This window comes from Olivibacter sp. SA151, from assembly GCF_054130995.1.
The window spans coordinates 1,749,908-1,773,453 of sequence record NZ_CP096391.1; the positions used below are offsets into that span (position 1 = coordinate 1,749,908).

Below are 23,546 nucleotides of genomic sequence, written 5' to 3' on the forward strand. Positions count from 1 at the left end.
TTACTTGCCATTTTTATCCTCCACCCTTTCCTCATTCTCTTTTTTTCGGAATGATACGATTTTTCTAATCAATGCTTCGGGTAGTGGTTTATCCATTGGAATCTGAATGGCCGCTTTACTGGTTTTATACCCTTTGAGATCAGCCTTGAAATGTTCCCAAAATACTTCGCTGTAGGGATTCGACAAGGTGATGTGTTTCGGGAAAGCGCAATAGTAGATCAGGTAACCATTATATTTAAAACAAGGTATTTGATAGCTTATACTTTCCGCTACATCAGGCACCAATTCGTGAATGATTTTTCTGATGGTTTGCATTCGCACGAGGGTTTCACCGCTAAAATCCTGATGATACTCATCAATAGTTTGATAATTGGTCTTAGCCATTTGCATGGATTTTGTTGTTATAAATGTAAGAAACTGCTAGAATAGCCAGTACCACCAATGGCATTAACATAAAACCAATGTTTTTATCTACACATGCGTGGCTGATGAATGCGAAAACCAAATTAAAGGTAAGCCCTGCATAGGCCCATTCCTTTAGCTTGTTCGGTGTTTTGGGGAGAGAAATCGCCAACACTCCCAGTGCTTTGCAGATAATAAGCGTATAGGCAAAGTAATCGGGATAACCCAACGGTTTTGTACCCGCGTTTACATATTCCGGCGCAAATAGTAGGGTGCCAAGGGGCATTACACCTTCCCAAAGTATGATGATGGTGGTTGCTACCCAAAAGATTGTTTTATTCTTTTTCACTTTGCTAATGAATTAATGGATCGATTCAACATATTTTACAAAATTGTCCAAGATAGCCTGCCATCCCTGTTTCTGAAATTCGGGATCATTTTCCGTTTCAGGATCAAACATAGTTTCAATATTCGTTTTACCATTTTGCTCGGTAAACAGTGTAGTGGCTCTTCTTCCATCAGCCATGGTATAAGTAATTTCCTTGTGTAGTTCCACTTTGTCATAAACACCCTCGAAGTCAAATCCGAAGCTGCCATCTTTAGCCTCCATTCTATTCTTGAATTTACCACCGGTTCTCAAGTCGTTTTCACTGCTTGGACAATGCCAACTTGGATCAGGAGTGTTCCATTGCATAATATCATTTGGTGTATTCCATGCTTTCCAAACTTTTTCCAAGGGAGCATTTGCTGTTGCTTCTACTGTAATTTTTGATGCCTGTGTCATTGTTTTTAATTTTTATTTGTTAAAATCTTATAATCCAAAATTACAACGGCTTAGCCAGTTATGGCTGTTGTGAAAATGACAACTTTAGGGGTGAATTGTGACAAACTTTTTTTTATCTTGCGACTTAATAGTAAGGATTTAATTTATGCAAGTTTCTGTTTTTGTACCGGAGTATGGCGTAATTGAAGCGGTTACACCACCATTTAGAACCTTTAATACTGCTAATGAGTTTTTAAACACTTTTGGTAAAAAGCCGATCTTCGAGGTTGAATATGTAGGTTTAAAAGAATATGTACCTGCCAATAACGGCGAATACACAATCAAAACCAATAGATTGCTCAAAGATGTGTCGAAAACGGACCTACTTATCATCCCGCCTGCCTATGGTGACACTGCCAAGGGCGTACAAGCCAACGCAGAAGCAATACCTTATTTTAAAAAATTGCATGAAAAAGGTTCGAGTATTGCCAGCTTATGTATCGGTGCATTTCTTTTAGCAGAAACGGGTTTACTCAATGGGAAAAAATGCTCCACACATTGGGCTTATATCAACGAATTTAAAGAAAGATATCCCGAAGTGGAGGTAGAGGATGGTGCGATAATAACCGAACATGACAACATCTACAGCAGCGGCGGAGCAAGCAGCTTGTGGAATTTAATATTATATCTGGTTGAAAAGTTCGCCGACAGAGAAACAGCCATCATGATTTCAAAATATTTTGCTTTAGATATAGGGAGAGATAGTCAATCTCAGTTTGCAATATTTAAAGGTCAACGGAATCATGGTGATGATGATATTAAAAAAGTGCAAGATTATATCGAGAAACATTATCAAAATAAAATAACCATTGAAACGCTGGCAAACCTAATCAATACAAGTCGTAGAACTTTTGAAAGAAAATTTAAAGATGCAACCAACAATACCCCTGTTGAGTACATACAACGAGTAAGAATAGAAGCTGCAAAAAAATTCTTCGAAGCATCACGAAAAAATGTGACAGAAACCATGTTTGATGTAGGCTATACGGATACAAAGGCATTTAGAGACATATTTAAAAAGATTACTGGCCTTACGCCCATTGAGTATAGAAATAGGTTTGCAAGGGTTACGAACGAGGTGTAACGGTTACAACAAGTAGGAGAAAGCTGTCTCGCAGACATTCATTCGAAAGTTAAGGGAAAAAAGCCCGAAACATACCGAAGTCTGTCGGGCTTTTCATAAGAGTACTAATTTGGTATGGCCTGCTATTTTCTTAAGGGCAAGTCGCCAGACTGGTAAAATGCGAGCGGATGACCGTCAGGATCCGAGAAATCGGCGCTCCAACCACCCGGAGCTTCCGTTACCGGCGTAACCACTTCTACGCCCTCTTTAGCCAGATTTTCCACCACCGTTTCAATGTAACCCTCTTCCAGTTCGAACACTACGATCGGCGAACGGCCGATTTCTTCTTTTCCTTCAAAAAAAAGTAGTTCGACACCATTACCTATCGTAGCCAGTAGCCAATCCGGTTCATCGCCTCCAGGTTGGCGTTCCACTTCGATTCCCAAAATTTCTCTGTAAAAACGTTCGGTACGACTGATATCGCCCACGTTGAAAAGAACTGCGATACCTTTTTTAAGTTTTACTCCCATGTTGATTTTTTTAAAGTTTTAAATATTGTCCAGGATCTTAACCCGATTTATCATGGTCATTGTTGCCGGGAAATTCTTTTTTGTGAGCAGGAGAAGAAGATATTCTAAATAGATGTCCATCAGGGTCGTGGCTGCCAATAACTCGCCCGAATAATTGCTGCTTTATATCGTTGGCATGCTTGAATGTTTGTAAAAGAGATTGGCGCATTAATCCGCTAGGTAGAGTATGCGTTAAAATTTCAGGTCCTTCCGATTCAAAACCTACGGTGGCATAAGTTTTCCATTCTCTTCGTAAGGCGGTTAATCGCTGGCGCAGGGCGGTATCCGGAATGTCCAGTAGATATAAAATTTCCTTTTTGCTCAGGCCGCCGTTGATTAGTCGTGCCAGTATTCGGAGGGATGGGCGGAGCGGAACAATAAAGTTTTCCGGAAGTCTACCTATATCAGTATCAGTACGGTTCGGATCATCACCCTGATACCCTTCTTCCCGCTTTCTACGCCGGCCTTCTGTACGGGCAATGAAAGCGGCATGGTTACGTAAAAAACCTCTTCCCCAAGCCATAAAACGAGCGTCCAGGAAATCCTTTCCCGTTCTAACCGCTTCAAGAAGCAGGTCTTGTACCAAATCATCCACTTCTTCCGGCCGACGAGAGTATTGTTTCGCAATTTGATACATTTCTTCAATCGGGGGTTGATTTTGATCGCGCGGCCTAAAGGTCATATACTGTCAGTTTTGATTACGTAAACGAAAATAACAAACAAAAACCGTCCTTACTAGCGGTGCTTTTGATTTTCTTCTTGTATTGATTTAGAATGAATTTCTAAACCAGCCTCCGATTTTTCAGTAATTGCCTTTTTTGACTTATCGCTGGTTTTTTTAATTGTTATAAATTATTACCTTGCCCATTCAAATATCAATGATGGTAACTGTATTGAAACAATTGTTCTTGCGCGACCTCGGCAAGTTGAAAACAGAAATAACCTTATACCAAAACGAGCAAAGAATATGGCATGTTGAAAAGCAGATTGCTAATACCGCCGGTAATCTGTGCTTGCACCTCATAGGCAATTTAAATACCTACATAGGTGCCGAATTTGCGCAAACGGGCTATGTTCGGAATCGCCCACTTGAGTTTTCCGCTAAGGATGTGCCAAGATCCGAACTGATCAGGCGCATTGATGAAACCATATCGGTGATAGAAATTGCTTTCAGTAAATTAAGTGATGAGCAACTGACAGCAGAATATCCACAAGATGTATTGGATCAGAAAGTTACGAACGGTTATTTCTTAACACATCTTGCTATGCATCTTTCATATCACCTCGGGCAAATCAATTATCACAGACGTTTGCTGGATAATTGATTCACTTAATTATCCGGCAAACAGTTTTTTATAATCGTGAATGAAGCCGTGTCTATTTTTACAATCAATAGATTTCCTCATGTAGGCGCATGGCGAACAAATGGATGATCAATAGCAGGCGACCATTAGGACTGAACCTTTGGATTTTATTTAATTGCCTCATTTTCCTTGTTGCTTAAAAAGAGACAGAAAGGTGAGTCATTAATCTGTTCCCCGCGTGAACGCGCTTATCTGCCAAGTGCTGATCAACCGGTAGCTGATAATTAACACCGAGAGCGTATCTGCCAATGTTTAACTCAAGCCCTGCAATGGCCGAGGTAAGGTTTCCTCCCGACTGGTTTATATAAAAGCGTCTATAAGATACATCCTGTTCCGCTTTTTCGTAACGTATTCCTATATTCGGCGCAATTCTAAGCTTTTGATCGATTAAGAATTTGTAGTAAAAAAGCGCATTACCGGTGAATTTATTTCCATAGCGATATTCGTATTGATTCTCGGTATTGAATTTATATAATAAGTTCAGGTTAAATCCCATGTCCATCAGACGCGCGTCGTAAGTTACGTTGAACGTGAAGTCTGTGCTGCCTGTTCCCAATTGGAAATTATTGGGCGAATCGGCGGAGACGCTTGCACGTTCGGAGTTATCATATTCGCCACTGGGCACTTTCACGCCTGCGCCCGCCCATAGGGAGTGGTTGAACAGCTTGAATTTGGTGGTGGTGTTACCCCCTTCAAAGATACGGTAATAGGCCATTGCCGCAATATCGCCCAATCCGCTCTTTTCACCGGACTCTTCCATGGCATTAACCCGACGTTGGTTGAAATTGAACGGTAGAAAAGCCATCACCCTGACCCGATCACCAAAGTTGTAAGCGCCCCATAGCTCCACTATCTGATATGTTTCATCCGCAGTGAGTGGTGTATGCCGGCCCTCAGGGCCAAGATGCGTTTGCATGGTATTGTATTGATACCGCAAGCCAATAAAGCGTTTATTAAAGTCAGGCAAAATGCCCAGGTAGTAGCTTCCGACACCACAGCCACAGATGTCACAAGCTTTTGCGGAAACATAACATGAAACCATAATACAAATCAAAAGTAGTTTTCTCATTTTTCTTTAATTGATAACAAAGCCACCGCCCGGTTCCGATAGCAGTTGTTTTTTTACAAAAGTTTCATCATTCAATGTGTTAAGGAAATTCAATAAATCCTCCTTCTCGACATCTGTCATAGCAACCCCTCGTGTTCCGTCCATGTGCCGGAAACCCATGTCCAGATTTTCCGTATGCTGCATAAATTTCCGGTAATGGTCCAGTACACCGCTCAATGTATAAATACTGCCATCATGCATATAGGGAGCCGACCATTTTAAATTACGCAAGCTGGGTACCTTGAATTTTAGTTTATCTGTAGGGTTCAAGGTTACGGCATAGCGCCCCTCGTCACCTGCTGGATTTCGTCCCAGTCCATTGTCATGAAAATCGCCATCAGTAAACAGCGGTTCGCTATGGCAGCGAGAACAATTGTTCTGGAAAAATAGGTAGCCACGCTGTTCCGACTCAGTAAAAGAGATACCCTTTTCCCCGCGGATCACCTGATCGTATTTGCTGTTATCACTAACTGCCATTAGCATAAACTGAGACAATGCTTTAGACATTTTCGCCGAAGTGATCTCTCTGCTTCCAAAGGCCTTTTCAAAAAGTGTAGGATAATCCGGGTGCGCTCTCAGCTTTACTAGTACGTTCGGCACCCTTTCATCCATCTCAACCGGGTTTTCAATAGGAACAATGGAAAGGAGGTCGAGATTAAACACCCCACCATCCCAAAAAAACGCTTTGTTCCAAGCGAGATTCATGATAGGCATGGGATTACGGATACCCAATTGATCGTCAATCCCGTGACTAACATCGTGTCCGTGGTGGGTAAAATTGGCCGATTGAATATGGCAGCTGGCACAGGCAATCGTATTGTTGCGAGATAGACGTGGTTCATGGAACAGGCGCTTACCTAATTCAAAACCAGCCTCCGTTACTTCGTTTTCGGTGAATTTGTAAACAGGTTCGGGAAAATGTCCCGGTTTTAAAAAACCGGGAAATAATTCGTCAACGTCTGGCAAGGTTTCATTCGCTTTTTTACAGGCATATGCAACAATTACCAGCCCGATTAAAACAATCCATTTTTTCATGGCTTTATTATAATTGATCCTCACTGGTTACACCATTTTCGGTATGATCATGCGTAAACATATCCAGAAAGTTATCGGCGATGTATTGGCTGTATTCGCTGAACATAACATTAGGGTGTTCAGCGATGCTGAAAGTATGTGTGCCATTAAACACTTTCATCAGATCAACAAAAAGATGTACATTGCTGCGGTAGCCAGCCCTTACCTGCGCAACGCCTGCTTTTGTTAAGTCAATCGTAATTGTCTTGATATTATTCAAGGTAGGCGCATTGTATCCGCCGAAGCCACCGATATGATATTTAAACTGCTTCCGTCCTGTTGGGTCGCCCTGTTGATCATCTGATATTACCGGCGAATTACCTTCAAACTTGAAGAAAATATAGCCACTGTTCCACCCCCAGTACATGCCCTGCGTTTCGTGGTCACCTGTGGTCGGGTCAAGTACGCCTGTGCGTGCATCAAGCCCCATGGTACTGCGCGCACTATCCACGCCTAATACAAAAGAAACCTGAGTATAATCCCCTTCAGGAACTTTCACTTTTGCAAAACGGGAGCCACGATTATCACCATATACCAAAAAATAACTTTCTTCAACCGGATCCTGAGGCACGGCATATTCCGATCCATCCGCCTTTTTTACCTTAATATTACTGATATAATATTGTACACGGGATACAGTGAAGGCTTCACCTTTGGCGTTTATATACGGTTTATTGGTATTGTTGAATTGTAATCCGTAATCGCCCACTAGGTTATCGAACTCGATCGAAAAGTCACCCGTTTTCGTGCTATCGATATCCGGAGATTCCACCTTCTTACAACTGACTACAGTTAGCATGAATAAGCCTATCCATGCCATCATTTTCCATTTTATTAAGTTTGTCATTTTCTATTATTAAATTTTTTGTTAAAAATCGATTCTTTCAATAGCGTATAGGCATAGGGGTTCAGTGCCAACGTAAGTAGGCATGAATTATCCACGTGCAGGCAATAGGCTTGTACAACCGGTATAACCTACATAATGCTTTCGAAAAATATAAATTGAGGAATGTTAGATTATTTTAGGAGGTAAAAATGGCTTGTTTGTATAGAGATATCTATAGAGGATGCCGTAGGACGGATGGTTCTCCGATAGATGTACCGGAAATGGACTTTGCAAATGGAGCATCTCTGAAACCACCATCGTAACTTCCGCCTTAGAGGTAGCGGCACTCCGCGAACCTTTTTCAGACTCTTCCAATTTCTTCAGTTTTTTCATCAGGACACACTGTCCGTTACACTGCATCTCAGGTTTATCCCGATTTTCACATAGAGCCCGGATAATATAATTTCTGTTAACCTGAAACCAAGTCAATACACCAAGACTTCCAAGACATTGAAACGTCAATGTAAATAATAACAGATAGACCAGTGTTTTTCTGACCATTTCCAGTGTGTAAAGCGATTTCGATCAGCCGAATTGCAGCTGACGAAAAAATATAAATAAACAAAAAGCTACGCAGCCATGTAAAGGATGGTTGTCTTTATACATGGACGAATAAAAGAAAAATTGTTTAGCTGAGAGGAGGGTGGAAGATGGACCCCAGCACGGGGGGCTGGTATAGCAGATTTCCCCCATAGATGAAGGTCTCCTTTTTGACGGTGGTGACAGGATGTTTCACTGTTCTGAAATCAATCGGAGCTGTAAGCACCTGAAAATCCTTTAATTTTAGCTCAGGGTTTTTGTTTTCCCGTTCGCGTTCTTTCTTCAGCTTTTTCATCAAAAGACATGTCCCCGCACAAGACGGAGCCATAGCGGTGTTTCTATTCTCACACAGATTATTAGCTATATAGGATCGGTTGGCATAAAATGCAGTCATGATGAATAGTCCGGCGCAGCTTTGCAATAGCACAATTGGAATTAAAAATATAATGGCCAGACGTTTCAAAATAACAGAGTCTTTTATTTTAAATGCTACGAATATAAGAGTTTGCGGCCATTTGGCATAATCAAATACCAATTTTATCAAATTATGCAATCAATTATCTTTATAGGAGTTAAGTGAAACGTGTATAATGCATAAGGATTTGATTTCGTCTTAAGTTTCCTTTACCCCATATCGTTCTAATGCTTTTACTAGTTGCTGCTTTATCTGTTTTACCAAGATTTTCGGTCCTAATACCTTTATTTTAGCGCCAAAACCCAATAATTCCCGCTCGAGCTCAAAATTTAAAATTACCTTGATACTAAAGATCTTACCGTTATCTTGATCGCTTAATAGTTTTTGCGTGTGATGCAAGGGTTTAGTTATAACATAAGGTGCATTATCTGCATCGATCCAAAAAACTACTTCGCACTCCCGTTGGTCGGGTGTTTTCGTTACACCAATACAATTATCATAATAGGTTGCCAGATCCAATGTTCTATTTTCCCTATACGGTTCTTCGCGTTCTTCCACGGCTTGTATCCGATCCAGAGCCAAATTCATAATGTGCGCATTCCGTTTATGCGGCATGCCCAATACAAACCAGCGGTTGCGATATTCTTTCAATAGGTACCCACTGAAGCAGAAGCTACTAGCCTCCCGGGCTTTAAAGGATTGATAGGTAATACAGATGGTTTTCTTGGCTGCAATCGCTTTACGTATTACCTCTAGCCATTCCAGACCCTTCAGGCCATCGTTCTTTTCAAAATCAATTACAGGCGTACTTTGCGTTTTTTGCGAATATATCTTGTCTTCCAATTTACTTACCAGTTCGTTCAGATCGGTAAAATGGTTCAAGCCCTTAAATTGTTTTAATAATCCGGACACTTCACTCAACACTTCCATGTCCTGTTGATTCAGCGGGATACTGGTAATACTATAATTCTTGTCGCTGTAGGTGTAATATTTCTTATCAACCACTACAATAGGTGCTTCGTAACCTAACTTGTTACTGCGCATCATGGCTATATCCGCCTGCACGGTACGACGACTTACGCCCGTATCGATTCCATGGTATTCATAAATGGCATCGCTACAAGCTTCAATCAAATCTTCAAGTGTCCACTTTTTAAAACGATTTTGGAGACATTGATCGATCGTGCGGTAGCGAATCAAGGCGTTGCGGTTAATCGGCATAGTATCAGCAAATATTTTGAATGAATTTATATAATATTTCTTTACTGCGCAAATAGATTGCGTACTTGTTATTTCTCTTTGTATTATCAAAAGCAGAGACATTTGATGAAACTCCGTTTCCAAACCGGAAAAGCGAGATTAGTTTAGAGACTTTAAGCATACAATAAAATTAATAGATATGGAAAAGGAAAAGATAAGCAACAACGAGTTAAAGGCATTAGGGATCAATGCTGTGGAAGTACTAGTCAATTTTAGCCGCGTAGCCAATGGTTTGTTAAAGCATAACGTAATGAATAAACCCGAAATATTGGCTAATCTAGAAGCTTTAATTGATGATCCTATGCCATATACATTAAAGAAAGGTGGTAAATTCAAAAACCTGGCAGAAGATGTGATTGCTTTGCGAAAAGAGGGTAAGTTTGTTAAACAAGAACGTAGCAACTTTAAACTGAAAGAAGAAATAGTTGACTTCCCGGTATGGGGCTTGGAACAGATTGAAGTAGGAGCCTTATCACAAATGCGGACAGCGGTACAATTACCGATTGCGGTCGCCGGTGCCTTAATGCCGGATGCTCATCAAGGTTATGGGCTTCCCATTGGCGGAGTGTTGGCCACTACGGCCAACACGATTATTCCATTTGCTGTGGGTGTCGATATTGCATGCCGTATGTGTTTAAGTATATTTGATCTACCTGCTGAGACACTCGATACCGAAACCGATAAATTAAAGAATCTGTTAGTTGATCACACCTATTTTGGTATGGGCTGTACTACCAAATCATATTTTGATAGCTCCTTATTCGATAGTAAAACCTGGGGAGAGACCAAGATAATCCGCAGTTTAAAGGATAAGGCGTACGCTCAATTAGGAACCAGTGGAACCGGTAACCATTTTGTAGAATGGGGTGAACTGACCTTAGGCGAAGGTGCCTTGAATGATATACCGGCGGGTAAGTATTTAGCGCTGCTTTCGCACTCCGGCTCTCGGGGCTTTGGAGGTGCAATTGCAAATCATTACAGTAGGATAGCGATGACTAAAACCAAACTTCCAGGCGAAGCTAAACATTTAGCATGGCTTGATCTGGATAAAGACGAAGGACAGGAATACTGGATAGCCATGAACTTGGCAGGGGAATATGCCAGTGCCAACCATCATGAAATCCATAACAAAATAGCACGGGCCTTAGGACTTAGACCCATCATGATGATCGAGAACCATCACAACTTTGCCTGGAAAGAGCAGCTGGCTGATGGTACCGAAGTAATGGTACACCGTAAAGGTGCTACGCCGGCAGGTGAGGGTGTGTTGGGAATTATTCCAGGTAGTATGAGTACGCCCGGCTTTTTAGTACGCGGTAAAGGTCATGCGCCAAGCATCAACTCGGCCAGTCACGGCGCGGGCAGGGCCATGAGTCGTAGCGCAGCTTTAAAAACGTTGGATAGAGCGGTCGTTGCTGCTGACTTAGTTGACAAACGCATCACCTTGCTGGGAAGCGATCTCGACGAAGCACCTATGGCATATAAGAATATCCATGCAGTAATGGCCGCTCAACATGATCTGGTTGACGTGTTGGCTAAATTTGAGCCAAGAATAGTCAGAATGGCAGATGCACGCGAGAAACCGGAGGATTAAGGAAGTTGTTCTACCAAATGATGATAGTGTGTAGACCAGTTACTAATTTGCTGCTATGAAAGGGCTGGAAGCCTATATTTTGCAATTTGCTAAACTGAGTCCAACATATCCCTGCCCGCAACCAGGCGGGCAGGAAGATAACGGTTAAATCATATTGCCGAACTAACGCCGCCGTCTACCAGGTAATTGGAACCTGTGATATATTGTGCTTCCGGAGACGCAAGGAACCTCACCAAATTAGCAATTTCTTCTGGGGTAGCCATTCTGCCCAACGGAATATCCCCAATTTTGCTCATAACGAGTTTAAAGGCTTCATCTACCGTTGTATTTGATGACTTTGCTAAATTTTCAATAAAGTCCTGCATCAATTGAGTTCTCACCGCTCCGGGTGAAACAGTGTTTACACGTATACCTTTTGAGCCAACTTCGTTCGCCAATGCTTTACTGTATGCATTTAATGCCGCTTTGGCTACAGAATAAGTCATTGTGATATCCCAAATCGGCTGTTGTGCAACATAAGTGGAAATGTTGATAATTACACCACTTTGCTGTTCAATCATAGTCGGCAATAATGCTTTGTTAATACGGACGGCGGACATTAAGTTCAATTGTAATTCATTGTTCCAATGCTCGTCCAAAAGTGTGCTGAAACCGCCACCAGGTCCCAGATTACCCCCAGCATTATTCACGATAATGTCGATTTTTCCATATTTATCCAAAATTTCTTTTGCGACGATGTTTGCACTTTCGGGTTGAGCAAGATCGGCAGCAATAAAATAATACCCGTTTGGATTTTCCGTCGGTTCGGTTCTGGCAGTTACAATAATTTGAGCGCCTCCGTCGCTTAATTTGTCCGCGATCGCTTTTCCGATACCTTTTGTACCGCCTGTTACCAAGGCAATCTGTCCTTCTAAAAAACTGTTCATAATGAATACTTGAATTGAATGTTTATATTAATTTTGAAACGTTTGTTTTAAAATAAGTCAAAAAAAATTTAACACCTTAATTGGCGAATGATAAAATCTGCCATATTTAAAATTTTATTTCGATCTTGATGTAAAATGAATGAATTGTACCAACCGATAAATGTACTAACAAGATAATCCGCAACAGTATCTGCGTTCTCGTTTTGACCAATCTGATGCTGGCTTTGTGCTTTTTCTACTAAATCTTTCAAAAACCGGTGTGTAAAATTATCATAGGATGTTATGATCGCCTGTATTTCCGGGTCGTCTCCTTCTATTTCAAAAGTCGCCTTTACGCACAGGCAGCTGTTCGGTTCAGTCGTAATGATGTCTGCTGCATCTTTAATAAAGCTTTCAAGAGCCTGGATCGGCGAGGCGAAACTTATATAACGCTGCTCAACCGCATCAATTCGCATTTTTATATAATGCTTGATACACCTAACAAACAAGCGATGTTTATCGCCTATCGTGTTATAAAGACTGCTACTATTAATTTGCATAGCATCAGTTAAGTCGCGCATAGAAGTAGCCGCATAACCTTTTTTCCAGAAGACTTCCATTGCCTTCTGTATGGCTTGTTCTTCATCGAATTCTATCAATCTTGCCATGATGAAACAAAGATAAAATATTTTTGAAACAATTGTTTTAAAATTTAAAGAATTTCTGCTGGATGCAATCATAACTTCAGGCTATTTTTTTGTGGCTAATGTCATTGAGTTCTCATGGTCTCTTCTATTCGGCCTGAGAGCTATTCGCATGCCATTCAAAATGAGACAATATGTCTGAACTTTGATAAGATCTTGTAAGATCCGGTGATCCCTTTTATCTAATTTTAGCAGCTCACTAATGGCCGATATTAGTTTCTATTCCCAAAATCAATGAATAACAATAATCTTTTCACAAAACCCCATTACCCTATATTAGACGGTTTACGAGGTATTGCAGCCATAATTGTAGTTACTTTTCACTTGAGCGAACCCCTGTCGACCGGAAATCTGGACAACCTTGTGAACCATGGTTATCTGGCCGTTGATTTTTTCTTTCTGTTATCAGGTTTTGTGATCGGCTATGCTTATGACGATCGTTGGCATAAAATGACGCTCGGAAGCTTCTTAAAACGTCGGGTCGAGCGACTTCACCCTATGGTAATTCTGGGAATGACCCTCGGAGCGATCGGATTCTATTTTACCGATTCGGCAATCTGGCCACTTATCCATACGGTTCCCTTGTGGAAGTTACTTCTGGTCATGCTGATAGGATATACAATATTACCGGTACCATTAGCTCTCGATATTCGAGGTTGGGAGGAAATGCATCCGCTCAACAGTGTCGGTTGGTCTTTGTTTTTTGAATATATTGCTAACATCCTTTATGCCACGATAGTAAGAAAATTCTCAAATAAGGCATTAGCGGTTTTTGTTTTCATAGCAGCAGTAGCACTTGCTCATTTTGCTATTACCAGCCCAAAAGGTGATGTAAGCGGCGGCTGGACGTTGAATGTCGAACACATGCGCATTGGGATTACACGAACAATATATCCCTTTTTTGCAGGCTTGTTACTTTCCCGTGTAGCGAAACCAACCCGCATCCGAAACGCCTTTACATGGTGCAGTATTTTAGTAGCCACGGTACTGTATATGCCAAGGATTGGTGGCGCGGAACATCTTTGGCTGAACGGTGTTTATGAATCTGTATGTATCATCTTCGTTTTTCCCCTTATTGTATATCTGGGTGCTAGTGGCATTGTTTCTACAAAAACGGAACGTAAGCTATGTAAATTTCTTGGCGACATCTCGTATCCACTTTATCTGGTGCATTATCCCTTTGTTTACTTTTATGTTGCTTGGATCAGTAACAATAAGGGGGTAACCATTCTACAGGCCTGGCCATACGCCTTACTTATTTTATGCGGCTCCATCGTTTTGGCTTATGTCGCCCTGAAATGGTATGACGAGCCTGTGCGGAAATGGTTGAGAAAAAAACTTGGTTAAGTTCTATAAATGTAGTTGTTCTTAAAGTTTATTCATTTCTTAAAGCGTGTATCGGATTGGCAAAAGCGATTTTTAAGCAATGCCAGATAACCGTTGTAAAAGCGATAATGAAGGTGATCAGTAAAGATATAGCAAATGTCCACCAATTGATGGGACTCTTATAGGCAAAATTTTCAAGCCATTGATGAATAAAATACCAAGTTAGCGGCCAGGCGATCACATTGCCGATAGTAACCATCAATAGTACATCTACCGATAAAAGCGTTACCAAGTTTTGGATGCTTGCACCTATTATTTTGCGAATTCCAATTTCTTTCGTCCGAATTTCAGCCGTATAACCAATAAGGCCTAATAACCCTAAACACGAGATTATGATTCCAAGCAATGTAAATGCCAACACAATAGATGTCATTGTATTTTCCTTCTTGTAAAGAGAATTCACCTTTTCATCTAAAAAAGTGTAGGAGAATAAGGTATTGGGAGCTATTTGCCTCACTTTCTTTTGAAGGAAAGCAAGCGTACTTTCGACGTTTCCTCCCCTTATTTTAATGAGCATGGTACCTGTTTTTTGAGGTGCATATTCCAATACAAGCGGTTCAATTTGATGGTGTAAGGATTCAAAATTAAAGTCTTTAATAACACCCACAATATTGCCTTGTCTTTCAATTGTGTGATTCGTGAGCGACTGGTTAACCGGGTTTTCGAGTTCAAGTTTCGTTACGGCTTGCTCGTTGAGAATAAAAGCACTTGAGTCACCAAATTCTTTTGAAAAGTTTCGACCTTCTTTTAACGTAATATTAAGAGCGTTCAAAAAATTATCATCTACGCGAACCACTTTTAAAGTTCCAAAGTCCTTATTTTCCGGGTTTTTAGTAGGAGCAATAAACTCAACGCTCAGGGGGTCGCCGATTATGTTTGATGTTCTGGCGACGGATAGAATATTTGGATTAGCGAGAAACTCAGTTTGTAATAACGAAGAGTTACTTTCTAAGGTTTTTTTAAAATCTCCGTATAATTTGGCCACAATGACTTGGTCTTTATCAAATCCCAATTCTTTGTTTCTAAAATATTGCATTTGTTGATAAATCAATAAAGTTGAAGTAATCAACAAGCCTGCTATGATAAATTGAAATACAACAAGAGACTTCCTGACGTATACTGCTGTTGTATTTGGTGTTTTAATCGATTTCAAAGCTTTTACCGGTAGGAAAGAAGACGCAAACAAGGAGGGAAATAGTCCTGAAATTAAGGTAATTGTAAAAAGAATCGCTAGTATAATTGATAAATTTCCGTGTTGCATGATATCCGAAAGCGTATTGGATTTGCTGGTTAATTGGTTATAAAATGGAAGGATCAGCCAATATACCACAACAGCTAGCAGGGTAGAAATGAAGGTGAGTAAGAAGGCCTCTAAAAGAAACTGCAGAATGAGCTGTTTTCGGCTAGCGCCTACAATTTTTCTGACGCCGACTTCTTTTAAGCGTTTTAATGCTTGTGTGGTGAATAAATTAATGAAATTGACACAGGCCATAAGCAAAACAAGCGCTTCAATAGCAATAAAAATATAGATATAAGTCATGCTACCGTTTGGGCTCAGTTCCTGCGCTAAATTCGATTTAAGATGGATATCAGTGAGTGCTTGTACCCGAGCGCTCTGCGCAAATTCCGCTATTTGTTCATCACTAGCCTCTCCTTTTAGGTAGTTTACATAAAATTGCGTCAAGTCTCGCTTAATACGTTTAATAGACTCCTTATGGTTAAGCTGCACATAGGTCCACCCAAATATCCATCCCTTGCTTTGCGTCCATCCTGGATAAGTTTTTTCAACAAGCGACATAAAAGTGGGCATGGAGACAAGAAAATCAAACTTAAGATGGGTGTTTTCGGGTAAGTCATCTATCACCGCTTTAACCCGAAAAGCTTCCTCGTCCTGAAAGATCAATTGTTCTCCTAAAGGGTTCTTTTTACCAAACAGCTTTTTAGCAACGGATTTGGTTAATACGATTGTGGAAGGTTCTTTCAATGCTTGAAAAGCATTTCCGATAATGCTGTTTAAATCAAACATATGGACTGTGGAACTATCGGTATAGAAACCCTCTATTTCCATCTGGTTGTTATCATTTGTGCGCGCGACGTTAGTTCCGGCCTGTGCGAAGCGTGTCGTTTGCTCTATTTCAGGGAAATAATTTTTTAATCCCTCAGCCAAAGGTGGAGCGGATTTAGACCATTCCGTATATACCATTCTGTAAATACGGTCGTGTTTTGGGAATGATTTGTCATAATTGAGCTCCTCTTTAATATATAATGTTAAAAATAGCGTACATACGATGCCCAAGGCTAGCCCCAGCAGGTTGAACAGACTGTTAGCCTTATATCGAAATATATTTCGCCAAGCGATTTTGAAGTAATTTTTCAGCATAATCTCTGTATTTAATAACGCTTTAGTTATCTGGATAATAATCGGTATGTTTTAGATCATTAGTCTTATTGTCCAATATATACAGTATTGGTTAAATTCAATTATTCAATAAATACCTTACCAAAATACTTCCATAAAACTAAGTGATTGTAAATCATGTTTTTATGCTTAAATAAAATAAAAGTCCTGTGCGAAATCGGACGCATTCTGTTCGGTTTCGCACAAGATTTCCTTTAAAAAAAGAAGCGTTGGCATCGCCTATCGAAAAATCAAGAAACTCCTCGCAGTTAACCTGCAATACTTTCAAATAAGCCTTGCTTTTCAATAACAGTCGCCAATGAAATACTCGCTTAGGTGAAGAGCTAATCTTTCCATGGCGAATGGAGGATACAATCGCAGAAATTCTTGCGATGAAAATTAGGTATCATGTAGGCACAAACATCTGCCTTGATATTTCCGAAAGTCGTTTCTGTCTTATGCTCAAACCCGCTAAAAAATGTAGGTATAATATTCTTTTTAAAATCGGTACGTGGAAAGGCTTCCAATATCTGGTTTCGATGCGCATCACTAAGGTCTTCATAACCTTCTCCCATTACATCAAGTCCAACACCTGAGTACATAAGGGCCACTTCCGGTTCCTTATGCTCGGCTATGCCTATCGTGGTATGCAGAGCGATTGTATCCCAAACTAACTGAAGCGATTCTTTTGGTAACCCGTGACCTTTCAGGAAGTCACGTGCGGCATTTGCACCATCCACTTCAAAGCGAAGGTCAGGGCTGCTATAATGTTTTGTTAAACCAAGGTCATGAAAAACAGACGAAACATACAACAATTCCGCGTCGTATTTAAGCTGTTTTCTTTGGCCATTTAATGACGAAAAAAGAAATACACGAAGCGAGTGATTGTAGATAAACGCTGTTCCATGTTCTAAAAGGAGTTCTGTAGCTTGTTTGGCAATTGAGCTATCAGGAATGGCTATTCCTGCGACTGTTTTTAATCTATTTACTGACATATTTTATTGTTTTGTCAAAGGTATTCATGTCAGTACCTTTTGGAAATGTCAAATTCCGATGATCACATGTCAATAATTGCAATTGATGCTGTGACAGACTAAGTTCCCAAATTCAGGAAAAGCTCCCGGTAGTCATGGGCCGATATACGTACGTTTTTTTTGAAAAAATGGCTGAACTGTTCCGGGCTTGCAAAGTTCAGTTCAAAAGCAATCTCTTTTATCGGAACAGAGCTAAACTGTAATGAACGTTTTGCCTCTGCTATTATTTGTCCGTTTATCAATTCCTTGGCTCGGCGGTTGCCGCACCGTTTCGAAAGATCGGTCAATTTTCTGGTAGAGATTCCCAAAAGATTTGCATAATCATTTACCTCGCGTGTAGTTTTATAGTTTGTGCTAATCAGCTCAAGGAACCGCGCATATAGCCGATTTTCATAACTGTCAGGTCCTTTTAATAAGGATCGATTGTAATTGGCAATTTTTATCATGATAATTTTCAGATAAGCGGCCATTGCGTCTAATTTATTGATATACTCGTCTTTTTTGAATTCCGCCGTCAGCGCACTAAAAAGAAAACTGAGATCCAGAAATTCATTTTCAATTAATGGTATTGTCTGATTTGCAGAAGCATTGTTGAAAAGAACAGCCTTACAATTGTTTGCGCTTGAAGGAGTTTTTTCCCAGAAGCAGTCACCGAAACTAAGCTCATATCCTGTAAAATTCGAGTTTTTTTTATAGGAAACGAGCTGACCTTTTGCAATTAAAAATAACCTGGCAGAGGAAATTTCAAAGGACTGTTCGTCTATCTTAACTTCCCCCGAGCCTGAGCAAACTAGTAAAATATGGTGATAAATAAAGCGGTATACCGTAGGCTGATCGTGCAATTTATCCGTAAAATATTCGATGGAGAAAGAGTTCTTAATCTCATTTTCTACAACAAGATTTGATATCGGAGCCATGAATTTTCAATACATTAAGTCGATGACAAAGGTAACCAGAATAAATGAATGTGAAACATGATATTCTTTGATACCCCACAAGGCTGTTCGCTGTTTCATTCCCAATATCGACCGTTTTGCTATCAATTATACTGACTCGCATCAGCATTGCTTTCCCGCTCTCAAACTCAAATTATTCATTAGACGGAATAGTTGAGATCTCCTTCTTACTTATTATCAAGTTGTTCGGCCAATCCTATGAGAAGTCCTTCCGGTCCGCGGATATAGCACAGTCTATAGCTGTTTTCATACTGGACTACTTCGCCGACAAGCTCAGCGCCGTGCCGTCGTAGCCTAGTGAGTAATTCATCGATGTCGTCTACGGTAAACATAGCCCGTAAATAACCAAATGCGTTCACTGGAGCGGTCCGATGGTCGGAGATGACGGCTGGCCTGAGAAAACGTGAAATTTCAAGGCGGCTATGACCGTCAGGTGTGACCATCATGGCAACCTCTACATGCTGGTTGCCAAGTCCCGTAATGCGGCCTGCCCATTCCCCTTCAATCGTGGCTCGCCCTTCGAGCTCTAAGCCAAGCTCTTCGAAGAATGAAATGGTCTCATCGAGGGATTCTACCACAATGCCGATATTATCCATCCGCAGTAATTTACTTTTTGCCATAATAATCTTTTTATAAGTCAAATGATGATCGGGTGATTTCGTAGCTTTCTTTCAGAGAAACATCCCCGGTCGAACAAAAACGAATTTAGATAAAAGAAGCAAAATAGATCTAAGCCAAAAAATCGATAAGGCGTTTCTTGTTATAATTAACAACCTCATTCGGTTTATATTTGCTTTTACCCGTTCTTCGGTGCCGATGTCATCGGTTCCGTAAAACAATTATATAACCGGAGATAGAAACTTCTACATCATTAGAATGATATTTGGCTGTACCATCAAGTAGCGCATTTTAAGGTTTGCGTCGCAATCGTTCATAGACTAATAAATCCTTTAAGATTTTTCAAATGAACAAGCTGGCTTCGAACTAGCTACTCCTTAGAAAAAACATCATAGATCCATAAGCCAACGGCCGCTAAGATTCCATATAATAAAGTGAAAAAGGTTGGCATGACGATTACTACCAAAAATTCTTTTCGCACAGAAATAGTCCATACAAAAAGCGATATCCAAAGGACAACTCCAATAACGAGAAGAAGACGTCTGATTCCGGGTGGAGGTAGGTTAAATTTGGCTTTCATAAGGTTTTTATCTAAGATAGCCATAAAACAACCTAAATATGGTATACAATTTAATATGAAAACTTGAGAAATATTATATATTGAAAGATGACTAATGCGATTAAAACAAAGTTCACGATAGAACCTGTCAGACAATTTGTAAAGAGTTTTTAATAGAGATAGGTACAATAAGGCTTAATGAACGCGATATCATACTATCTGTCCGAGCTGCAGGAGAAGGTTGTGACGTAGTCATGGTCCTTGAGTGACAACAACATGCCTGTTCCAGCACCATAACCAAGGTGTTCGATAAAGCAACATCCTGAATCACGCAAGATGTTGCTTTTGTTTGTCCTATCATTACATCTGATTAAAGCAAATACGCAACGTGTCGTTTTACTTAAAGATGAATTTTTTATCGTATTAAAATCAACACGCGTCCTCTTTGATAGCAGTAGGTTGAGAAATACGAGAAAATCAAGTTGCCGGTTTGCTATAAGCTAATTCGCTTACTTTGTTAAGGTCAATAACAATTCATCCAACTGCTGAAAATCTACGGTCATTCCTTCTTTAAAGCCCATCTCAATTTCCGTTTCGAGGTCGGCAAGTGAATCATAGGTCAGTAACATGTCTACACGGACCTTATCACCCACTTCTATAAAATTGTTCTCCCATAAATTTACGGGAAATGCAGGATTTATCGTGCCGTTTTCATCACTGAATCCACCTTTCGACGCAAATGATTTTTCTTTTACAATAGAAATGAAATTCGTTCTAGCGTAATGCCTTTCGCCTTCAGGACTTACCATAGCGTAAAGCCAAAAGCCACCTACCCGAAAATCCATCGTCTTCGTTTCGGCCCTCCAAGGTTGTGGTCCCCACCATTGGTCGAGTAATTCCGGGGTTGTCCACGCTTGCCAGACTAATTTTAAGCCGGCATTAAATTCACGTTTGATTTCGATTGTCATGTTTTCCTTGTTGACGGTAAAGTCAAATAATAAATTGCTGTTCATGATTTCCATTTTTATGTTCAAATATTTTTTGCGTCGTTCAAAATCTATTAAATCCATCTTTTTTAACTCTTTCACACACTCCAAATGAGGTCAATCAGCACTTTTACCGCTCTCGTCATTTCATGTGCTCAGTTGTTTCTGTTTTCCATCGGTTACTTATTTTGCATTTTTGCCAATAATTTATCGAGATTATCAAAGCGGTTTTCCCAGATTTTTCGGAAGTGTTCCAGCCATTTGTCTATTTCTTTCATTTTATCAATCTCAAGCTGATAATAGATTTCTCTGCCTCTTTGTTCATGTTTTATGAGTTCGCATTCTGTCAAGATGCGCAGGTGCTTGGAAACCGACTGGCGAGTTGTGTCGAAATGCTCGGCAATCGCATTAGGTGTCATGGCCTGTATGGCAATTAACGTTATGATAGCCCTTCTTGTTGGGTCGGCTATAGCTTGGAAAACATCCCTTCTCATTTTTTTATTAAATTAAGAAACCAATTGGTTGCAAATATATGTGCAACTTTTCGGTTTCGCAAATTTTCTTTCAACTTTTTATCCAGTCTTTTTAACAGATATTTTGCAAGCTCCTTTTCTTAACTAGGTAGGGTAAGATACAATATACTCCATTCCTGAAACCTAACATAGCAATCGGGGGCCTTTCGGTTTGTTTCGATTTCTCCTGATTATTGTAGTAGTAAACAAAAGGTAAGCAGACCTTTAAAGGCATCTATCAAGATCAACGCTCAGTATTTCGCTTTAATAAAGCTGAAAGTCATTTCAATACACTATTCAGACACTTCAATTCATTGCATTTAAAAATTTGTTCAAAAGATGCTTGCTTTGCGAAATATATTTCAACAAGACAATCGTTTTATTCAAGAAGTAAATGGTAATTTGGTTTTCTGTCTTTTAAAAATGATGCGCAATCAAGAAGAAACAGTTCATGTAAAAGGAAAAAGTAAGGCAAAGCGGTTTATTCTGGTTGCGTTTACTTTTATTTGTTCATATGTAACTTCGTTCACTATATTTCCCTATGCCTATTGGAAAAGTTATTTCGGCATGCCAATTTTCTCGCTCGTCATTGACGTGTTGATCAATTTAGTATTTTGTTTGGTAATCGTAGAGTTAAGTCTCTTTATCGATCACATATTAAATAAGAAAATATCATGGATAACTCATCCTATAAGGCGCTTACTGGTCCAAACACTATTACACATCTTAGGCACCCTGTTCCTCATCATATGTTTGGTTTTTCTTTATTATGTGTTTGGTAAACAAAATACTAATCAGTCACCTTATGTAGGCCTAAGAGAAGGGTTATATACGGTTATCGCGGTCATACTGTGGGCGCTAATGGTCAGCGGTTTAAACACAGGATATTATTTACTTGTCAATTGGAAGACCGCCACAATGACGGCCGCAGCCTATAAAATAAAAGCTGCAGAGCACAAACAACTAGCAGCTGAGATTGAGCTGCAAGCCTTAAAGTTACAACTTGATCCACATTTTGTATTCAATAACCTGAGCGTGCTTTCAGAATTAATACTAAAAGACCAACAGTTAGGGTACGCCTATACGGAAAATTTTACAAAAGTTTATCGGTATCTATTGGTCAACTCGAAAAAGAAGCTAGTTCCTTTGTCCGAAGAACTTAAATTTCTAGATGCCTATCTCTTTCTTATTCACAATCGCATGGGGAGTGGGAGCGTCTTTCAGATCAATATTGATGAATCGAAGCTTAACATGTTGATTCCACCTATTACACTTCAAATCTTCATCGAAAATGCACTAAAGTATAATCGTACAGAGGAGGAAGATCCCTTGGTCGTCCATATTTATTCCAATGACCAGGACGAGTTGGTGGTATCCAATTCCCTATTGCCTTTGATAAAAAAGCCTCATTCTACAGGTATAGGTTTAAAAAATATCATCAGTCGCTATGCGCTATTGAGCGACAGAGTGCCCTCCGTGGAGCAAAGCGATAAAACTTTTACGGTAAAAGTACCCCTTATCACATGAAGCATACAATAAGAAAAATATTGATCCTCGAGGATGAAAAGCTAAATGCCGAACGAATCCAACGGTTAATGCGCAAAATAAGACCACAAATCGAGATTGTCAATGTCTTGCCTAGCGTTAAAAAGACCGTGGATTGGCTTGCCGAAAACGATAATCCTGATTTGATTATCATGGATATTCAACTGGCAGATGGCCTAAGTTTTGAGATTTTTAACCTAACAGACGTGAAATGCCCGGTCATATTTACAACAGCGTACGACGAATATGCAGTTAAGGCATTCAAATATAATAGTGTGGATTATCTGCTCAAACCTATAGAAAAGGATGAGTTGGAAGCTGCCATTCTAAAATTTGAAAACACCGTACAGCAGCCATACCAGCAGTATGCATTAATCGAAGGGTTACTTAACCATATCCAGCCGAAAGTATACCGCGCACGTTTTCTTCTTCCATATCGTGATGGTTATAGGAAGATTCAAGTCGAGGACATTGCTTTTTTTTATGCGCATATGAACGTCAGTTTTGCCAATCTAATGAACGGAGAAAGAGTGGTAGTTCCGCAGACCCTGGAAACATTGGAGCAGGAACTGGATCCGAGGTTTTTTTTTAGGGCGAACCGCCAATACATCATTCACGTCAACTCCATTGAAAAGGTCTATAATTTTTTCAATGGCAAATTAAAGCTTCACATAAAAGACAGTACAGACGAGGTTATCGTAAGTAGAACCAAAGCTCCTTTATTTAAATCGTGGTTAGATTATTAACTAACGCTTTCTCCATCGGCTAAGTTACTCCTCGAGGTATCGTTGCGCTTTTACAGTTTGCTGTGTCAATCCGCCACTCTATGCTAAACTTTAATCACT

26 protein-coding genes are annotated in these 23,546 nt (G+C 40.1%); 6 read left to right on the forward strand and 20 right to left on the reverse strand.

Going from position 1 to position 23,546, the window contains the following annotated elements:
- The 3 genes from M1D52_RS06915 to M1D52_RS06925 are packed head-to-tail and all read right to left on the reverse strand — an operon-like array spanning window position 1 to window position 1,186.
- Entirely contained in the window at window positions 1-384 is a 384-nt protein-coding gene (locus M1D52_RS06915) for an iron chaperone (RefSeq protein WP_013668242.1), read from the reverse strand.
- Window positions 377-751 carry a DoxX family protein gene (locus M1D52_RS06920; RefSeq protein ID WP_013668241.1) on the reverse strand — a complete coding sequence of 125 codons (375 nt, stop codon included), beginning with the start codon at window positions 749-751 and terminating at the stop codon, window positions 377-379. The genes M1D52_RS06915 and M1D52_RS06920 overlap by 8 nt, the downstream gene beginning before the upstream one ends.
- A 12-nt stretch (window positions 752-763) precedes the next feature.
- Complete coding sequence (locus M1D52_RS06925; RefSeq protein ID WP_130856559.1) at window positions 764-1,186, reverse strand: SRPBCC family protein; 423 nt, start codon at window positions 1,184-1,186, stop codon at window positions 764-766.
- A gap of 145 nt (window positions 1,187-1,331) precedes the next feature.
- Between M1D52_RS06925 and M1D52_RS06930 the strand changes: the two genes are divergently transcribed.
- Window positions 1,332-2,309, forward strand: coding sequence for a GlxA family transcriptional regulator (locus tag M1D52_RS06930; protein ID WP_377611428.1), 978 nt, complete (start codon window positions 1,332-1,334; stop codon window positions 2,307-2,309).
- A 122-nt stretch (window positions 2,310-2,431) separates the two neighbouring features.
- Here the strand turns inward: M1D52_RS06930 and M1D52_RS06935 are convergent, their stop codons facing one another.
- Together M1D52_RS06935 and M1D52_RS06940 are read right to left on the reverse strand one after the other, a co-directional pair.
- Entirely contained in the window at window positions 2,432-2,818 is a 387-nt protein-coding gene (locus M1D52_RS06935; RefSeq protein ID WP_437391939.1) for a VOC family protein, read from the reverse strand.
- 37 nt (window positions 2,819-2,855) lie between these two features.
- On the reverse strand, window positions 2,856-3,539 hold the full coding sequence (locus tag M1D52_RS06940; protein ID WP_377611426.1) for an RNA polymerase sigma factor: 684 nt from the start codon (window positions 3,537-3,539) through the stop codon (window positions 2,856-2,858).
- 196 nt (window positions 3,540-3,735) lie between these two features.
- Here M1D52_RS06940 and M1D52_RS06945 point away from each other — a divergent pair, with 196 nt between their 5' ends.
- Complete coding sequence (locus M1D52_RS06945) at window positions 3,736-4,182, forward strand: DUF1572 family protein (RefSeq protein WP_130856561.1); 447 nt, start codon at window positions 3,736-3,738, stop codon at window positions 4,180-4,182.
- Between the two features lie 175 nt (window positions 4,183-4,357).
- On the opposite strand, the gene M1D52_RS06950 is transcribed toward M1D52_RS06945, so the two are convergent.
- From M1D52_RS06950 to M1D52_RS06975, 6 genes are all read right to left on the reverse strand, one after another.
- A complete protein-coding gene (locus M1D52_RS06950; protein WP_013668235.1) occupies window positions 4,358-5,290 on the reverse strand; it encodes a transporter family protein in 933 nt (310 codons plus the stop codon).
- Window positions 5,291-5,296: 6 nt separating this feature from the next.
- On the reverse strand, window positions 5,297-6,364 hold the full coding sequence (locus M1D52_RS06955) for a cytochrome-c peroxidase (protein WP_437391941.1): 1,068 nt from the start codon (window positions 6,362-6,364) through the stop codon (window positions 5,297-5,299).
- A 7-nt stretch (window positions 6,365-6,371) separates the two neighbouring features.
- The gene (locus M1D52_RS06960; RefSeq protein ID WP_013668233.1) at window positions 6,372-7,250 is read right to left on the reverse strand and encodes an MbnP family protein; all 879 of its coding nucleotides are present in this window, start codon (window positions 7,248-7,250) and stop codon (window positions 6,372-6,374) included.
- Window positions 7,251-7,415: 165 nt separating this feature from the next.
- Complete coding sequence (locus tag M1D52_RS06965) at window positions 7,416-7,790, reverse strand: hypothetical protein (protein ID WP_013668232.1); 375 nt, start codon at window positions 7,788-7,790, stop codon at window positions 7,416-7,418.
- A 127-nt stretch (window positions 7,791-7,917) separates the two neighbouring features.
- Complete coding sequence (locus M1D52_RS06970; protein WP_437391942.1) at window positions 7,918-8,382, reverse strand: hypothetical protein; 465 nt, start codon at window positions 8,380-8,382, stop codon at window positions 7,918-7,920.
- Window positions 8,383-8,442: 60 nt separating this feature from the next.
- Entirely contained in the window at window positions 8,443-9,555 is a 1,113-nt protein-coding gene (locus M1D52_RS06975; RefSeq protein WP_457941726.1) for a helix-turn-helix transcriptional regulator, read from the reverse strand.
- A gap of 88 nt (window positions 9,556-9,643) precedes the next feature.
- Between M1D52_RS06975 and M1D52_RS06980 the strand changes: the two genes are divergently transcribed.
- Window positions 9,644-11,098, forward strand: a complete 1,455-nt coding sequence (locus M1D52_RS06980; protein ID WP_437391946.1) for an RtcB family protein — start codon at window positions 9,644-9,646, stop codon at window positions 11,096-11,098.
- A gap of 149 nt (window positions 11,099-11,247) precedes the next feature.
- Here the strand turns inward: M1D52_RS06980 and M1D52_RS06985 are convergent, their stop codons facing one another.
- Both M1D52_RS06985 and M1D52_RS06990 read right to left on the reverse strand, forming a co-directional pair.
- Complete coding sequence (locus tag M1D52_RS06985; RefSeq protein ID WP_013668227.1) at window positions 11,248-12,024, reverse strand: SDR family oxidoreductase; 777 nt, start codon at window positions 12,022-12,024, stop codon at window positions 11,248-11,250.
- Between the two features lie 68 nt (window positions 12,025-12,092).
- Window positions 12,093-12,671 (reverse strand): TetR/AcrR family transcriptional regulator, encoded by a 579-nt coding sequence (locus tag M1D52_RS06990; protein WP_041388747.1) that lies wholly within the window; start codon window positions 12,669-12,671, stop codon window positions 12,093-12,095.
- A gap of 270 nt (window positions 12,672-12,941) precedes the next feature.
- On the opposite strand from M1D52_RS06990, the gene M1D52_RS06995 reads away from it, so the two are divergent.
- Window positions 12,942-14,054, forward strand: coding sequence for an acyltransferase family protein (locus M1D52_RS06995; RefSeq protein WP_437391947.1), 1,113 nt, complete (start codon window positions 12,942-12,944; stop codon window positions 14,052-14,054).
- 28 nt (window positions 14,055-14,082) lie between these two features.
- On the opposite strand, the gene M1D52_RS07000 is transcribed toward M1D52_RS06995, so the two are convergent.
- From M1D52_RS07000 to M1D52_RS07030, 7 genes are all read right to left on the reverse strand, one after another.
- On the reverse strand, window positions 14,083-16,473 hold the full coding sequence (locus M1D52_RS07000) for an ABC transporter permease (protein WP_437391948.1): 2,391 nt from the start codon (window positions 16,471-16,473) through the stop codon (window positions 14,083-14,085).
- 362 nt (window positions 16,474-16,835) lie between these two features.
- Window positions 16,836-17,486 carry an HD domain-containing protein gene (locus M1D52_RS07005; RefSeq protein WP_437391949.1) on the reverse strand — a complete coding sequence of 217 codons (651 nt, stop codon included), beginning with the start codon at window positions 17,484-17,486 and terminating at the stop codon, window positions 16,836-16,838.
- 98 nt (window positions 17,487-17,584) lie between these two features.
- Window positions 17,585-18,442 carry an AraC family transcriptional regulator gene (locus M1D52_RS07010; RefSeq protein WP_437391950.1) on the reverse strand — a complete coding sequence of 286 codons (858 nt, stop codon included), beginning with the start codon at window positions 18,440-18,442 and terminating at the stop codon, window positions 17,585-17,587.
- Between the two features lie 206 nt (window positions 18,443-18,648).
- The gene (locus M1D52_RS07015) at window positions 18,649-19,101 is read right to left on the reverse strand and encodes a VOC family protein (RefSeq protein ID WP_013668224.1); all 453 of its coding nucleotides are present in this window, start codon (window positions 19,099-19,101) and stop codon (window positions 18,649-18,651) included.
- 368 nt (window positions 19,102-19,469) lie between these two features.
- Window positions 19,470-19,679: a hypothetical protein gene (locus M1D52_RS07020; protein WP_130856570.1), complete on the reverse strand. Its 210-nt coding sequence runs from the start codon at window positions 19,677-19,679 to the stop codon at window positions 19,470-19,472.
- 488 nt (window positions 19,680-20,167) lie between these two features.
- Entirely contained in the window at window positions 20,168-20,671 is a 504-nt protein-coding gene (locus tag M1D52_RS07025; RefSeq protein WP_437391952.1) for an SRPBCC family protein, read from the reverse strand.
- Between the two features lie 152 nt (window positions 20,672-20,823).
- Window positions 20,824-21,138, reverse strand: coding sequence for an ArsR/SmtB family transcription factor (locus M1D52_RS07030; protein ID WP_013668221.1), 315 nt, complete (start codon window positions 21,136-21,138; stop codon window positions 20,824-20,826).
- A gap of 366 nt (window positions 21,139-21,504) precedes the next feature.
- Here M1D52_RS07030 and M1D52_RS07035 point away from each other — a divergent pair, with 366 nt between their 5' ends.
- Together M1D52_RS07035 and M1D52_RS07040 are read left to right on the forward strand one after the other, a co-directional pair.
- Window positions 21,505-22,683: a sensor histidine kinase gene (locus tag M1D52_RS07035; protein WP_165446997.1), complete on the forward strand. Its 1,179-nt coding sequence runs from the start codon at window positions 21,505-21,507 to the stop codon at window positions 22,681-22,683.
- Window positions 22,680-23,447, forward strand: coding sequence for a LytR/AlgR family response regulator transcription factor (locus tag M1D52_RS07040; RefSeq protein ID WP_437391955.1), 768 nt, complete (start codon window positions 22,680-22,682; stop codon window positions 23,445-23,447). The genes M1D52_RS07035 and M1D52_RS07040 overlap by 4 nt, the downstream gene beginning before the upstream one ends.
- Window positions 23,448-23,546 lie beyond the last annotated feature (99 nt).

Bases quoted from the DNA above. Each gene is read 5' to 3' on its own strand.
- M1D52_RS06945 (WP_130856561.1), top strand. From the start codon at position 3,736: ATGATGGTAACTGTATTGAAACAATTGTTCTTGCGCGACCTCGGCAAG.
- M1D52_RS06955 (WP_437391941.1), bottom strand. From the start codon at position 6,364: ATGAAAAAATGGATTGTTTTAATCGGGCTGGTAATTGTTGCATATGCC.
- M1D52_RS06990 (WP_041388747.1), bottom strand. From the start codon at position 12,671: ATGGCAAGATTGATAGAATTCGATGAAGAACAAGCCATACAGAAGGCA.
- M1D52_RS07025 (WP_437391952.1), bottom strand. From the start codon at position 20,671: ATGAACAGCAATTTATTATTTGACTTTACCGTCAACAAGGAAAACATG.
- M1D52_RS06930 (WP_377611428.1), top strand. From the start codon at position 1,332: ATGCAAGTTTCTGTTTTTGTACCGGAGTATGGCGTAATTGAAGCGGTT.
- M1D52_RS06965 (WP_013668232.1), bottom strand. From the start codon at position 7,790: ATGGTCAGAAAAACACTGGTCTATCTGTTATTATTTACATTGACGTTT.
- M1D52_RS06935 (WP_437391939.1), bottom strand. From the start codon at position 2,818: ATGGGAGTAAAACTTAAAAAAGGTATCGCAGTTCTTTTCAACGTGGGC.
- M1D52_RS07010 (WP_437391950.1), bottom strand. From the start codon at position 18,442: ATGGCTCCGATATCAAATCTTGTTGTAGAAAATGAGATTAAGAACTCT.
- M1D52_RS07000 (WP_437391948.1), bottom strand. From the start codon at position 16,473: ATGCTGAAAAATTACTTCAAAATCGCTTGGCGAAATATATTTCGATAT.
- M1D52_RS07020 (WP_130856570.1), bottom strand. From the start codon at position 19,679: ATGAAAGCCAAATTTAACCTACCTCCACCCGGAATCAGACGTCTTCTT.
- M1D52_RS07005 (WP_437391949.1), bottom strand. From the start codon at position 17,486: ATGTCAGTAAATAGATTAAAAACAGTCGCAGGAATAGCCATTCCTGAT.
- M1D52_RS06950 (WP_013668235.1), bottom strand. From the start codon at position 5,290: ATGAGAAAACTACTTTTGATTTGTATTATGGTTTCATGTTATGTTTCC.
- M1D52_RS06915 (WP_013668242.1), bottom strand. From the start codon at position 384: ATGGCTAAGACCAATTATCAAACTATTGATGAGTATCATCAGGATTTT.
- M1D52_RS06940 (WP_377611426.1), bottom strand. From the start codon at position 3,539: ATGACCTTTAGGCCGCGCGATCAAAATCAACCCCCGATTGAAGAAATG.
- M1D52_RS06985 (WP_013668227.1), bottom strand. From the start codon at position 12,024: ATGAACAGTTTTTTAGAAGGACAGATTGCCTTGGTAACAGGCGGTACA.
- M1D52_RS06925 (WP_130856559.1), bottom strand. From the start codon at position 1,186: ATGACACAGGCATCAAAAATTACAGTAGAAGCAACAGCAAATGCTCCC.
- M1D52_RS07030 (WP_013668221.1), bottom strand. From the start codon at position 21,138: ATGAGAAGGGATGTTTTCCAAGCTATAGCCGACCCAACAAGAAGGGCT.
- M1D52_RS06995 (WP_437391947.1), top strand. From the start codon at position 12,942: ATGAATAACAATAATCTTTTCACAAAACCCCATTACCCTATATTAGAC.
- M1D52_RS07040 (WP_437391955.1), top strand. From the start codon at position 22,680: ATGAAGCATACAATAAGAAAAATATTGATCCTCGAGGATGAAAAGCTA.
- M1D52_RS07015 (WP_013668224.1), bottom strand. From the start codon at position 19,101: ATGGCAAAAAGTAAATTACTGCGGATGGATAATATCGGCATTGTGGTA.
- M1D52_RS06960 (WP_013668233.1), bottom strand. From the start codon at position 7,250: ATGACAAACTTAATAAAATGGAAAATGATGGCATGGATAGGCTTATTC.
- M1D52_RS06980 (WP_437391946.1), top strand. From the start codon at position 9,644: ATGGAAAAGGAAAAGATAAGCAACAACGAGTTAAAGGCATTAGGGATC.